Source organism: Citrobacter sp. CK185, from assembly GCF_030333565.1.
GTDB lineage: Bacteria > Pseudomonadota > Gammaproteobacteria > Enterobacterales > Enterobacteriaceae > Citrobacter_B > Citrobacter_B koseri.
Genome location: NZ_JAOWFR010000010.1, coordinates 112,351 through 125,080 on the forward strand (window position 1 = coordinate 112,351; position 12,730 = coordinate 125,080).

Sequence of the window (12,730 nt, forward strand, 5' to 3'; positions counted from 1 at the left end):
TCGTTTGTGCCGCCATCTCTGCTATGATGCCTGCACATAAAAAAGACAAAACACTATGTTGAGGAAAAAATGGGGTCCACCAGAAGAGGGATGCTGAACGTCCTGATTGCCGCCGTATTATGGGGAAGTTCAGGGGTTTGCGCGCAGTACATTATGGAACAAAGCCAGATGTCGTCGCAGTTTCTGACCATGACGCGTCTGATATTCGCCGGGTTGATTCTGCTGATGCTCTCGTTTGTTCACGGCGACAAAGTATTTTCCATTTTCAAAAACCGCCAGGACGCCCTAAGCCTGCTGTTCTTTTCCATCATGGGAGCGCTTACCGTACAGCTCACCTTCCTGCTCACCATTGAGAAATCTAATGCCGCCACCGCAACGGTGCTGCAATTTTTATCGCCGACGATTATCGTGGCGTGGTTCTCGCTGGTACGGAAAGCGCGCCCCGGCATTCTGGTGCTGACGGCCATTCTCACCTCCCTTATTGGCACCTTTTTGCTGGTAACGCACGGTAATCCGACATCGCTGTCTATCTCGCCTGCCGCGCTGTTCTGGGGGATTGCCTCCGCGTTTGCCGCAGCGTTTTATACAACCTGGCCCTCTACGCTGATCGCGCGTTACGGCACGCTTCCAGTCGTTGGCTGGAGCATGTTGATCGGCGGCGTGATATTGCTGCCCTTCTATGCCGGGCAGGGAACGGATTTTGTGGTCAGCGGCAGCCTGATTCTGGCGTTTTTCTATCTGGTGGTCATCGGCACATCGCTGACTTTCAGCCTGTATCTGAAAGGGGCGCAAATGATTGGCGGACCGAAAGCGAGCATTCTGAGCTGCGCGGAACCGCTAAGCAGCGCGTTGTTATCGCTGCTGTTGCTGGGCATCAGCTTCACCCTGCCGGACTGGCTTGGTACGTTGCTGATCCTCTCGTCGGTGGTGCTGATTTCAATGGATTCCCGCCGTCGCGCCCGGGCGGCATAAGGCAAAAGAGTGGACTCCAATAATCTGGTCCACTCTTTTATCGCTTATAATGTCGCGTTAATGTTTATTAGCCTTTTGTATAATCTGCAATTTTTCTGGTCGATAAGCTTACGCGTCAGCGCCCAGCGCTCCCGATAAACCAGTTTATCGCTCACATTTAATTCCAGTGCGATTTCTTTAACCGACATGCCTTGTAAGAGATGAAACACAATTTGCTGCTCACGCAGCGTGAACAAGAAACTACTTGAACGGCATTTTCTATTACCATTAATCACCGCATTACAATGCACCATGAAAGCATCCATGCGCTCCCTGACCGCCGTAAGGCCATGCAGTCCGGCGACCGAAAGAAAAGAGGTATGGTCAGGGTTATACATATCGACAAAAAAGAGTATATGATTAAAACGCATTCGCTTTATCTCTTCCCCTTTTGCCGAGAGGGTAATATCGTGTTCGAGCGTGCGACTGCGTTGTTTATACGTCGCATCAAACCGCAATGAAAACGGAATAAAATTACTGTACTTATCGATCAGGTGAAAGGGTATATCTTCATTAAGCCCCATTTTCAATCCTGATTCATGCAGGGCATCTTCAAAAAGTGTATGAATGGCAATACCATCATAAATATTTTTCGTCAGGTAAATAAATTTAAAACGTAAGGATGAAGGGTTAAAATTAAGCATAACGTTATCCTTCGCATTAGTAGTTATAGGTATTGACCACGCCATAATCATCAATCCATGAGAGTGTTTTGACTGTGCCCTCCCCTTTTGTGTTTTTGGGTAAAACAACCGTTTTAGTTGACAATGGTGCCCAAAGACCATCATCAGGTAATTGCTTTATTTCTGTACCGTCATTCAACGTAAGATCCATTAATGTTACGTACAAAGGTGAGTTATTCTTTACTAACAGGCAGCGTTTTCCTCCACAATCAGATAAAGAGATGTGTAATTCTTTTATACTTTCCTCAAGGGTGATTGCTGCCAGTGCAGTGGGCCGCCAGAATAACTTCACCCGAGTACGAAAAGCGACCTGTAGCGCGCCCTTCTCCGCTTTACCATCAGCCACAGGAGGGACTTCCAGCGTGTTCAGCCAGAATAAAGATTCTCTGTCAGCAGGTAATGTATGCTGGTCGCCAGTAAACTGTACCCGCACCGCCCGGGATGTTTTTCCTTCAAGCCGAAAAATCGGAGGTAAAATGATAAACGGTGTTTTAATCTCCTCGGGACGATCAAAAATATTGTCTTTTTCAGTCCACAACTGCAATAAAACGGGTTTCAGCCCTTCATTGTAAATAGTAAATGATGTTTCGCGCGCCTTTTCATTAATTATCACTCGCGTGTAATTAATATACGTTGCCGACATAGCCGATGACGGCAATAAAAGTAAAATCAGGAAGTGGTTCAGAACATATTTTAGCCGTTTCGCCATGCCCCCTCCTCTATTTATAGACAAGGGTGAATGTCACTGCACCTCTGACATCGCCAGAAGAGACATTTGCCGCAGTCTGATATAAACCGGCACGCAGTGGCACGGTATAATTCGCATTGTCCTGAGCCGGATCATAATCCGTCAGGAGATATGCCGTATTAAACGACAGAGGGATATTCTGATCGTCCAACAACTGGATACCCACGCCACTCGCCGTTGAGGTGCTCGCCAGCGCAAAAACACCGTTGGCGTTATCAATAATGGCCGTGGTCGGCGTAAACAAATAGCTGATGCTCGATAACCCTGCCGGGCATTTTGTAAAGTTCAGATTAAAATCAGTACGCGCAGCGGTATAACCTATGCCACTAAAATCAGTTCGGCTAACAGCCGGTAAATTAACCGTGACATCCGACGTCGTACAGGTTCCCCCGGTGGTGGATATGATCAGCCCTCCCGCCAGAAAATCAGCGATCATATAGGTGCCGCTGCCAACAGACGTACTGCCCCCGTATGTCTGGTAGTGTCGCATATACATCGGGTCAAAGACGGAAGTGCTGCCTGCGGTTAACGATGTCGAGGTTTTTACAAAACGGATTTGGACATCCACGCCGAGATTCCATGAACTTCCATCGCCTGTCACCGTAAATAACTGCGAAGGCGTCTGCTGCCCTCCGGTCGCAATAGTAAGAGGATACCAGTCGCTGGTTTGCCCTTTTACCGTATAGCGCCAGCGAGCGATATACCCCAACCCGGTTTTTACCGTCGTGTTATAGACAGTATACGTTTGCCCATCGACCTGGGTAGTTCCCCAAACGGTGTAGGGGGGATACCCCTGTACCGCCATCGGGATGGCGTAGCTTTGATAATTGGTACGATGAGAGCAGGTCCATGCCGTCGGGTTGTAAGAGGTCGCCCATGTACCTAATAAATCGCCTACGGCAGCATCTTTACCCACCTGTACGGTCGTAGAGTCAAAGTACTGGTAGTAGCCATTGGTACGCTCACAGTTCACCCACGTCCCGTCCGCTCGCGCCACGCCGCACATCGCCGCCAGTGCCAGAAAAGAGAGGGCAACGCCCGTTACGATAGTTTTCATCTTTCACTCCTTAATTACTGGCATACCGCATCAGCCCGACGTAAGTCAGCAACATCTGCGCTTTTCTGCTCTGATAAGCGGTAACTGAACTGGCACTCCTGACCCGATCCACTTCCCCATTTCACGCGCAATTTGCCCGCCAGATTCTTAACGCGCGCAAAACTTTGCCCACCCTGGGCGATGTAACCGACAGTATTGCCGCTCTCATCGACCACATCGGCGCCAAAAGGCAGCACATCACCGGCATGGCGGAGAGTGAAAAGCACGGAATACCCTGTATCCGTGGCGTATTTCATCAACACCACGGCACCTGCGGTAGGGACGCTGTTCTGGCTGGTGACGTCCAGGGAGATGTCATTCGATAGCCCCCGAGGGTCGAGCTCAATCGTGTTCTGGCGATAGGGTGAGAGGTAAGGCACTGCGGCATTGCCATTGCGGTTAAGGCTAAGGCTGCTGTTGTTTGCCACCTTTGCGCCTCCCGCATGTTCCGCTTCAATGACCGCCATGGTGTCCCCCATGATCGGCGTCAGCACAACGCCATTTTGCCAGGCGACAACACCGCCAGAGAGGTTCATGCCGTATTGCTGGTAGCCCTGGCCTGCTGAGAAACTGCCGCCCATGCTGGTCCACGGCGAAGTCCAGTTACCACTGACGCCGCCCGTGGTTTTATTGCTGCTATGGTCGTAGTCATCCTGATTGACGAACGCGCCCCAGTTATACTGACGGTTCTCCCCGGAGGTGCCGGCGATTGAGTTTTGCAGCCCCCGATGCCCGCTTTCCTGAACATAGGTGGTACTGAGATAAGCCGAGCGCGCGCTGTTCCCTAACGGCAGGGAAATCCCTATCGCGATTTTGTTATCCCATTTGTCTTTCACTAAATCGCGGGTACGGCTGGCGTTGAGGTTAAAATTGAACCACTTGAACGCATTGGTGTAACCCAACTGATACTCGGTATCACGCCCGCTTTTGTTCCAGTAATCCTGAGTGCTGGCACTGAGATTAATGCTCCCAAGCGTCTCGGAAATAGTTTGCGTTGCGCTGAGTTGCAGACGATTCTTGCGGTTAATGCTGCTGGAATAAGCCCCTTTATTTGTCCGCTCTAAATCACGCATCAACATCGCATCGTCAATATCGTAATAACCGGAGCTGGAATAGCGATAGCTCGCCAGAGTGATATTGGTATCAACGACGGGCAGAATCCTGGCAAATGAAAAACGGATGCTCTGGCCTTCACGTTTACTGTTATCCGCAAGCGTCGTTCGCGCATGCGTTATGTCAGCAGAAAGCGCGCCAATGAGCGTATTGAGCGCGACGCCACCTGCGACCGATTGATAATCCTCCCCGCCCATCGCACCGGTGTAAGTGGTCAGTAAGTTAGTAAAACCATGACGGAATGTCCCCATCGCAATCTGTGGTTTCTCATTCACGGAGGTATTCCGATAGCGCCCCGCCATCAGCGAATAGCGACTGGTTCCCGGGCGGAGCAGTTCAGCGATGGAAGCATAGGTCACGGTAAAACTGTGCTCACTCCCATCTGCCTCTTTAATCGTTACCAGCAGATCGCCGCCGGTGCCATTGGGATACAGGTCATCAATACGGAACGCGCCAGGCGGAACCGTCGTTTGATAGATACGCGCGCCGCGCTGACTCACGCTGACGAGTGCGTTGGTGTTTGCAACACCAGTAATGACTGGCGCATAGCCTCGCTGGGAATCCTCATACATACGATCGTCAGAAGTCAGCATTACGCCCCGAAAACCAACGCTGTCGAAGACCTGGCCATCCGTGGTGGAATCACCCATCACCAGTTTGCTGCGCAGCGGAATAATGCCGCGCTCAAGATAAGTGCTGGTTGAGTCATAATGCCAACCCTGATCGTTGTTCCAGTTGAAAACACCGCGATAGCGTAAGCGCCAAGCATCCCAATTGAGCCCTCCCATCAGGCTCAGATACTGAGATGACATAGAGTCCGTTCCAGACATCTCTGCATGCCATGCGTTGTAATCATATTGCAACGTCGCAGCAGGAATACCGTTATCCCATAATTCAGGATTAACATAGCCGCGAACCTGGCGAAGCAGCCATATCTGAGGCGCCTGCACATTGATGCGCTGTGTCGTCACATCGTAATAAGCTGTTAAATCAGAAGATATATCACCAATACGCACACAACTTTCATTATTCTTTAACGACTGGCGCAGCATTGGATCAATTTTATCAATATCGATTCCCAGCGTTGATATCAGCTTCAGCGTAAAACACGGTTTGGCTACCACGGCATTGCTTTTATCATTTTCGAACTTAACTTCACCACGCCCTCGCCATTTGTCGTTCACATACAGATCGACATTATATTGTCCCTGCGGAACCGGGTTTCCCTGAGAATAGTTGCTAACATCAATCGCTGAGCGTAAAAAATCACTATTAAATTGCACTTCATCATTTTCAGCGAAGGCAACCTGAACAGAAATAAAAGATAAAACAACGAATTGAGCAATGCGGGTTAATCTCAGAGGACAAGAAATAACGTTATGGGCTACTTTGTAATTTTTGCTCATTTGTTGTTTCTCCACCATAATCATTTATTACACTGTAAAAAACTGAAGCACCGCTCAATTGCGTCGATTTTTTATTAGCGAGCGGAAATACTATTTCGCTTTTTGGCTTCACCATACGCTGGGGGAAGTTTTCTACAGCAGCTAATACAGCTGACCCTGTTGTTCGACGAATCTCAACCTTGCTGAAAGTGATGTAATAGGGAGAGTCGTTTACTACTTTTATGTTGTTCCCTTGTTGGAATATTTTTAATTCTTTATAAGACTGTAATGGTGTTGGTTGCAGATTATCCGGGCGGTAGAATAATTTTATTCGGGTACGAAATGCCAACTGCATATGTGTTTTGCCCGACGTTGAATCCTGTGCTTTTGGCGGAATTTCCAGCATGTTGAACCAAAACAAGGACTCCCTGTCCTGCGGCAATGACGGGTTCGTCGCCATGATTCGCACAGCTTGCCCCTTCGCCGGATCAATACGAACAACGGGAGGAGCAATGAGGAACGGAACCGTGATCTCCCCAGGCTTTGCATTTGGGTTACCATCATCCATCCATATTTGTAAAAGATAAGGATTATTCCCCCGGTTTTTTAACTGTACCGTTGATTCCTTGTCTTTTGCATTAAATACAATGCGTGTTCCGTTAATCACAACGTCAGCCATAGCGTTCAGTGAGAACGCCGAAAATAACAATACCAGCCCGGAAGATAATATCTTTAACATCTCATCACCTCATAATCAGGAGTAAAGGACGCCGCCTTTACTCCTGTCTTTATTACTCGTAAACCATGGTGTAATCGACCTGAGTCGTTACAGAACCCGCAGTAGATGCGCCAGTAGCATAATATTGCGCAAAGTAATTCAGCGTACCGTTTCCAGAAGAGATATCGACAGGGATATCATTCTGGCCATTCGCTACTGAAGCCCCTGCAACAATGGCGTCACGATCGGCGTTTAATAATTGAACCTGCACGTTAGTCGCTGCATCTGCCGCTGCTGAATCAATGTTCAGACGACCGGTTGTGCTATCAACATAAGCGCCAGGTTCGAAGTAGGTGCTGGCGGTATTTAAAGATGTTCCTGAGCAGTTACTCAGCGAGATAGTGAACGGCGTAGCACCTGCCGTTGCGCCTGCTGCGCCGAGCGTAGTAGCCGAAACGGTCGGCAGCGTTACCGTTGCATCATTACTGCCACCGTCGACAGAAATAGTACAAGTTGTATCAGTAATTTGTCCGTTAATTGTAATAGTTCCATCCACCGCAAATGCTGAAGCAGTAAATGCGGAAGTGATAACCATTGCTAACGCGGATAACGCATAATTATATTTACGCATAATAAATTCCCCTGGTGTTGTTGATATAAATGAACGACGTATTGAATGTGTTATTAAGGCAAAACAAACCTCACCCCATTATCAAAAATGAGTACTGAATAACACCTTCCGGTTCCATTGACATAATATACGCAAAACTTTCATCCGCAATATTAGGATTTTTCAACCAAAAGAAATCAAATCCAAATGCTTACAGGAAAATAAAGTACCGCATAATATCTGCGCTATTCACCATGCAAAATATATCGATAACCAGGTTTTTATAAGACAGTATCAGTTAAAAAAAGATAAAATTTTATAAATCAAATAAATTGATCCAGATCACTGCACGACCCAAAATAGTCGAAATTTAAACATATAAAAAACACAATAAAAACCAAATATCAAACAAACAGGAACAAAACGATCACATTTATTGCTGCATTATTAGCCAGAAAACACCACTTTTAGAATTACGAGAATAATCCTGACAATACGACTAAAGTATTTTATATAATTTATTAATAATTAATGGATTATTACAAACAAATCATTTTTTTAATTTTTTGCAAGAATAATCCTATTTAGATTCTAAACGTAACTATTGTTAAGCCAAGGTTACAATACATACCATTTCCAGGAATTTTACCGGAACGATCTTTTCTTTTAATCACCTACTATTTCTCAGTATAAAAATCTAAAGATTGCTTACCACAACCTTACAAAAAAGGACAATCCACTATTAGAATCGGCTTTTTTGAGCACAAAAAAGAATGGAAGGGGAAAGTTTGTTGAAAACTCCGAACGGGGAAAAAAGAAGAGAAATTTCGCTATTGTCGTTAAGCGGGAAATACCATGCTGCATGGTATCGCCAGAAAAGAGTCTCTGGCGATAAAGTTCATTTAACTTAAAGCGTTACCGATCACCACCCCGGCACCGCGCCACCGTTAAAGATAGTCTCTGCGGCTTTCGCAACTTCCGACGATTGATAAGACTGCAAAAACGCTTTCACATTTTCAGCATCTTTGTTGTCTTCCCGCGCCACCAGTATGTTCACATACGGCGAGTTTTTATCTTCGATAAAGACGCTGTCATGTACCGGCGAAAGTCCGGTTTGCTGGATGTAGGTGGTGCTAATGATCGCCACATCCACTTTCGCATCGTCCAGTACGCGCGGCAGCTGCGCGCCTTCCAGTTCCATAATATTCAGATGACGTGGGTTGTCGGTGATATCCAGCGCCGTTGGTAACAGACCTTTCCCCTCTTTCAGGGTAATCAACTTCTCTTTTTGCAGCAGCAGGAGCGCACGCCCGAGGTTGGTCGGATCGTTAGGAATGGCGATCGTCGCCCCGTCTTTCAGTTGATCAACCGTTTTAATTTTTTTCGAGTAGCCCGCCATCGGGAAAACAAAGGTGTTGCCTACCGCTACCAGCGTGTAGTTATGGGCTTTGTTATCTTGTTCGAGGAACGGTCGATGCTGGAACACGTTGGCGTCCAGTTCGCCGTGATTGGTCGCATCGTTAGGCAGCAATGAACCGCTGAATCCTACCAGTTCCACATCAAGACCGTACTTCTCTTTGGCAACTTTCTTCGCGACTTCCGCCACATCCTGCTCGGCGCCGTTAATCACGCCGACTTTGATATGTTTCGCGTCGCTGCTTTGCTGATCGCACCCCGCCAGCAATATGCCCGCCAACAGTACCGCCGCCCCTGCCCGTAAATGAGGTATCGTCAATTTCACGTTTTTATCCTTATTAAATAACCATCTGATGGGTAATGAAATGACTATAGCGGGAAGGCCGCTGCGGTTTAAAAAACGAAAAGGCATCAGCAAGAAGAAAAAGGCATATACAAAAAGCCCGGTGGCGCGAACGCTTGCCGGGCCTACGTAAACTACGCCATCAAACCAGCGCTTTCACGATCTCTATTAACCTGACGATATCTTCAGGCCGGGTGTTTCCGGTTTGCGGATCGATAATCGAGCTGTAAACATGCGGCATCACGCGCGGCACGCCCGCCTCCAGACAGGTTTGCAAAATAACGCCGAAATTTTCCAGGGAAATGCCGCCGGTCGGTTCGATCAGCGTCATCCCGTTGCGGGCTGCGCTGGTTGCCAGCACATACAGCTCCGGTAACGACGTCTCGCCGCCCATCGGGAAAAACTTCGCCGCGTGCGCCCCCATATCCTGCATCATGCGTACCGCTGCATCGCAGGAAACGCGGGCCGGCGTCCCCTGGCTGCTGCAAACGCCAGTGGAGATAAGCACCTCGCCCGGCGTGCCTGTCGGGCTGACCAGCGCGTTGATATGCGTTTTTTCGCCGCCCGTTGCCGCCAGCGCGCCAGCGGCAAAACCACATCCGGTAAAGGTCTGGTTGACGTGCGCCGGGTGTACCTTTGCAGCAATCATCGCCGCCTTATAGTATTGCGCCGGATCGCCCGCTCCCAGCCCCACGGAGATGCACGGCACCTCCGCCATCCAGCGTTTTACCTCCTGAACACCGTCCTCCACTGAGGCAAACTGTGCGGAGAGGACGCCGATCGCCGCATGGCCTTCGGCAGCATCATAGATTTCCCTGGCATTGGCGATATCTTTCGCCAGTACGTTAATCGCCACACGATTACGATAAAAATTAATCTGCTGCATGGTCGGCAATCTCCTTCAGTCGCGCCACGATTAACGCCATTTCCCCTTCTGCGACCGTTCGCGGGTCGAGGCTGAAAACGCCCTGGTGGAGGTTATAGCGACGGGCATAAATGGCGATATCGCCGCCGCGCAGCTGAGCTTCGACTTCGCGGGCATCCAGCCCCAGTTCACGGGCATTCACCCGAATACGAATACGCCAGATCGCGCGCCCGGCCTCATCCTGCTCGATATCCGCACTCAACCCACGAATCGCTGAAATGGCGTCGGCTACCGGCTGAAGCTGTTCGGCGGTGACTACCGTCTGCCCCTGGTGATAATTCTCCAGCGCATATACCAGCCCAACCATATTCTCCTTACCGATCTTCATCGCTCTGGCGATGCCGTGATGCTGCGCTTTGCAGGCGGCGATCCACGTTCTCTTGCCGGTGATAAATCCAGAGGTTGGCGCATTGAAGGCTTTCGCGCCGCTGTAGACAACCATATCCGCGCCGCTCGCCACCCAGACGTGCAAATCCTCCTCGGCAGCAGCATCAACAATTAACGGCAGGTTGTGAATCTGCGCCACCTGGACGAAGTCTTCAATGCCCAACATCCCCTTCTGCACGCAGTGATGTGATTTCACATACAGCAGGGCGGCGGTGTCATCGGTAATCGCACTCTCCAGTTGCCAGCGCGCGGCCAGGTTGCTCGACCCCACTTCCACTACGCGCCCGCCTCCCAGACGGATCGCGCTGGTGATCGGCGCGCCGTAATCTACATTATGCCCACGCAGCATCACCACTTCATTGGCCATACCGGTACTGTCCGGCATCTGCGTGACCCGGGCCCGATCGCCACGGGTAATGGCGGCGGCAACGGCAATCGCAATTCCCGCCGAGGCGCATGAGGTAACATAACTGTCTTCAGCGCCGGTATAGCGGGAGACCCGCTCACCGGTTTTTTCCACCAGCTTGTCGATCTCGACAAAAGCGGAGGCCGCACGCGCCGTGGCGTGCATCACCTCCGGCGTGACGCTGGAGACGCCAAGAATCGTCATCTTGCCGCAGGCGTTAATCACCTGCTTCAGCCCCAGCTGTTGATAGATATTCTGTGTCATGGCTTACAACACTCCCAGCAGCGAGCAGACCACGCTAAGCGCCACAATCGACAGCAGAATGGTGGTATAACGCGGCCCTTTCTTCACCAGAAAGATGTAGATGGCAAATACTGCCGCCAGCGGCAGCAGGCCAGGCGCAATCGAATCGAGGATCTGCTGAACCACCACTTCAGAACCTTTCAGGGCGCTGATTTTCAGCGGGGTAGTGATCTTGACGTAGCTCGCCGACAGCGCCCCCATCATGATCAGCCCCAGCACGTTAGCGCCGTAGATCAGTTCCTTGATTCGCCCCCCTTGCAACAGCCCGACGATGGAATCACGCCCCAGCGTATAGCCTTTGTGAATCAGGCCGTAGCTGATCGCCAGCGTAATGGCCGGATAGAGAATCAGCGGCGCAATACCCCCGAATGCGCTGCCATTGGCGGCGAACGGAATAAAAATCGCAATCAACAGCGGCATCACCGCCGCCCAGACGATGGAATCACCCATCCCGGCCAGCGGCCCCATCAGGCCGGTTTTAATCCCGGTGATGGAGGCGTCGCTGATCGGTTCGCCACGCGTTTTCTGCTCTTCCATAGCGATGGAGATGCCCTGGATCACCGCGCCAAAGGTCTGTTCTGAGTTAAAGAAGTTCAGATGGCGCTTCAGCGCTTCCACCTGTTCCTCTTTTTGCGGGTAGAGTTTTTTGATGATCGGCGTCATCGAGGCGCAGAAAATCAGGCTCTGTAAACGTTCATAGGAGTTAGAAACCTCCGCGCCCAGCCAGTAGATAAACCACGCCCTGGTGATGTCCGCTTTGGTCAGCGCTCCGGTTTCCCGCGCACGCTCAACCAGTTCATGTTGCATTACGTCGCTGCTCATCATGCTGCTCCTTCATTTTTCGCCAGGCCTTTAATCAGGAAGGCCACACAGGTGCCGAAGATTGCCATCGCCATGATGTCAACCTTGAGGTACAGCACCGCGAAGAATCCACCGATAAACCACGGCAGCAGACTCTTTTTGCCGATCACCATAATGGTGATGGCGAAGCCCAGCGCCGGGAGGATCCCGCCCATGATTTCAAAGGAGTGGGTCAGCCAGTGCGGCATCAGCTTGAGGAAGCTTTCCACTACGTTCTGGCCGAAATAGTTGGCGGCGAACACCACCGGGAAACGCAGCGCCAGACCGAGTAACGCCGGGTAAAGGAAAGCGCAGCGCATAATGCCTGCCATGTTTGCCGTTTCCGCGTGTTTGTCGGCCATATGTACCCAGGCGGCGTTCAGCGTACGGCGTAGCTGGTCGAGGAATACGCCGATCACGCCAAACGGAATCGCCAGCGCAATCGCCAGGTTGGGGTCCATTCCGGCTTTAACCGCAATGGGGATCGAGATACAGGCCGCCAGCGCCGGATCTGACGGCACGTTGCCGCCCGGCGTCGAGGTCACGCCCAGATAGACGAGCTGCATACCCGCCCCGATGATCATCGCCGTCTGCATATTCCCGAGCAGCAGCCCCACAAAGACCGCGACAACCACCGGCTGAAGCAGCATGGCGGAGAAGGTGTAGCCAAGGCGTAATCGGGCAAACCAGTAATACAACCCCATCAGGCTTGCAAAGACTAAAGTATCCATAGTGTTATCCCATTA

The 12,730-nt window shown here is 50.4% G+C and carries 12 protein-coding genes; 1 reads left to right on the forward strand and 11 read right to left on the reverse strand.

The window, feature by feature from the left end; genetic code table 11:
* Positions 1 to 69: 69 nt before the first annotated feature.
* On the forward strand, positions 70 to 972 hold the full coding sequence (locus OGV79_RS01760) for a carboxylate/amino acid/amine transporter (protein ID WP_024131066.1): 903 nt from the start codon (positions 70 to 72) through the stop codon (positions 970 to 972).
* A gap of 44 nt (positions 973 to 1,016) precedes the next feature.
* Here OGV79_RS01760 and OGV79_RS01765 read toward each other — a convergent pair whose 3' ends face one another.
* The 11 genes from OGV79_RS01765 to OGV79_RS01815 form a co-directional block, all read right to left on the reverse strand.
* Positions 1,017 to 1,655: a helix-turn-helix domain-containing protein gene (locus OGV79_RS01765; RefSeq protein ID WP_012135796.1), complete on the reverse strand. Its 639-nt coding sequence runs from the start codon at positions 1,653 to 1,655 to the stop codon at positions 1,017 to 1,019.
* A gap of 16 nt (positions 1,656 to 1,671) precedes the next feature.
* Positions 1,672 to 2,403, reverse strand: a complete 732-nt coding sequence (locus tag OGV79_RS01770) for a fimbrial biogenesis chaperone (RefSeq protein ID WP_199977393.1) — start codon at positions 2,401 to 2,403, stop codon at positions 1,672 to 1,674.
* 10 nt (positions 2,404 to 2,413) lie between these two features.
* On the reverse strand, positions 2,414 to 3,499 hold the full coding sequence (locus tag OGV79_RS01775) for a fimbrial protein (RefSeq protein ID WP_115614297.1): 1,086 nt from the start codon (positions 3,497 to 3,499) through the stop codon (positions 2,414 to 2,416).
* Between the two features lie 14 nt (positions 3,500 to 3,513).
* Complete coding sequence (locus OGV79_RS01780) at positions 3,514 to 5,934, reverse strand: fimbria/pilus outer membrane usher protein (protein WP_223849112.1); 2,421 nt, start codon at positions 5,932 to 5,934, stop codon at positions 3,514 to 3,516.
* A 94-nt stretch (positions 5,935 to 6,028) separates the two neighbouring features.
* Positions 6,029 to 6,775, reverse strand: coding sequence for a fimbria/pilus periplasmic chaperone (locus tag OGV79_RS01785; protein WP_012135800.1), 747 nt, complete (start codon positions 6,773 to 6,775; stop codon positions 6,029 to 6,031).
* A 52-nt stretch (positions 6,776 to 6,827) separates the two neighbouring features.
* Entirely contained in the window at positions 6,828 to 7,385 is a 558-nt protein-coding gene (locus OGV79_RS01790) for a fimbrial protein (RefSeq protein WP_114848127.1), read from the reverse strand.
* Positions 7,386 to 8,286: 901 nt separating this feature from the next.
* Positions 8,287 to 9,105 carry a lipoprotein NlpA gene (gene nlpA / locus OGV79_RS01795; protein ID WP_104867991.1) on the reverse strand — a complete coding sequence of 273 codons (819 nt, stop codon included), beginning with the start codon at positions 9,103 to 9,105 and terminating at the stop codon, positions 8,287 to 8,289.
* A gap of 160 nt (positions 9,106 to 9,265) precedes the next feature.
* Positions 9,266 to 10,009, reverse strand: a complete 744-nt coding sequence (gene dagF, locus OGV79_RS01800) for a 2-dehydro-3-deoxy-phosphogluconate aldolase (protein ID WP_115180951.1) — start codon at positions 10,007 to 10,009, stop codon at positions 9,266 to 9,268.
* On the reverse strand, positions 9,996 to 11,105 hold the full coding sequence (dgaE, locus tag OGV79_RS01805) for a D-glucosaminate-6-phosphate ammonia lyase (protein WP_115180950.1): 1,110 nt from the start codon (positions 11,103 to 11,105) through the stop codon (positions 9,996 to 9,998). Before dgaE ends, dagF begins: the two co-directional genes overlap by 14 nt.
* Before the next feature lie 3 nt (positions 11,106 to 11,108).
* Positions 11,109 to 11,969 carry a PTS system mannose/fructose/sorbose family transporter subunit IID gene (locus OGV79_RS01810; protein ID WP_012135806.1) on the reverse strand — a complete coding sequence of 287 codons (861 nt, stop codon included), beginning with the start codon at positions 11,967 to 11,969 and terminating at the stop codon, positions 11,109 to 11,111.
* A complete protein-coding gene (locus tag OGV79_RS01815) occupies positions 11,966 to 12,715 on the reverse strand; it encodes a PTS mannose/fructose/sorbose/N-acetylgalactosamine transporter subunit IIC (RefSeq protein WP_012135807.1) in 750 nt (249 codons plus the stop codon). The genes OGV79_RS01810 and OGV79_RS01815 overlap by 4 nt, the downstream gene beginning before the upstream one ends.
* Positions 12,716 to 12,730 lie beyond the last annotated feature (15 nt).

Excerpts from the sequence above, each read along its gene's own strand:
- OGV79_RS01815 (WP_012135807.1), bottom strand. The coding sequence starts at position 12,715 with ATGGATACTTTAGTCTTTGCAAGCCTGATGGGGTTGTATTACTGGTTT.
- OGV79_RS01775 (WP_115614297.1), bottom strand. The coding sequence starts at position 3,499 with ATGAAAACTATCGTAACGGGCGTTGCCCTCTCTTTTCTGGCACTGGCG.
- dagF (WP_115180951.1), bottom strand. The coding sequence starts at position 10,009 with ATGCAGCAGATTAATTTTTATCGTAATCGTGTGGCGATTAACGTACTG.
- OGV79_RS01760 (WP_024131066.1), top strand. The coding sequence starts at position 70 with ATGGGGTCCACCAGAAGAGGGATGCTGAACGTCCTGATTGCCGCCGTA.
- dgaE (WP_115180950.1), bottom strand. The coding sequence starts at position 11,105 with ATGACACAGAATATCTATCAACAGCTGGGGCTGAAGCAGGTGATTAAC.
- OGV79_RS01765 (WP_012135796.1), bottom strand. The coding sequence starts at position 1,655 with ATGCTTAATTTTAACCCTTCATCCTTACGTTTTAAATTTATTTACCTG.
- OGV79_RS01785 (WP_012135800.1), bottom strand. The coding sequence starts at position 6,775 with ATGTTAAAGATATTATCTTCCGGGCTGGTATTGTTATTTTCGGCGTTC.
- OGV79_RS01790 (WP_114848127.1), bottom strand. The coding sequence starts at position 7,385 with ATGCGTAAATATAATTATGCGTTATCCGCGTTAGCAATGGTTATCACT.
- OGV79_RS01770 (WP_199977393.1), bottom strand. The coding sequence starts at position 2,403 with ATGGCGAAACGGCTAAAATATGTTCTGAACCACTTCCTGATTTTACTT.
- OGV79_RS01810 (WP_012135806.1), bottom strand. The coding sequence starts at position 11,969 with ATGATGAGCAGCGACGTAATGCAACATGAACTGGTTGAGCGTGCGCGG.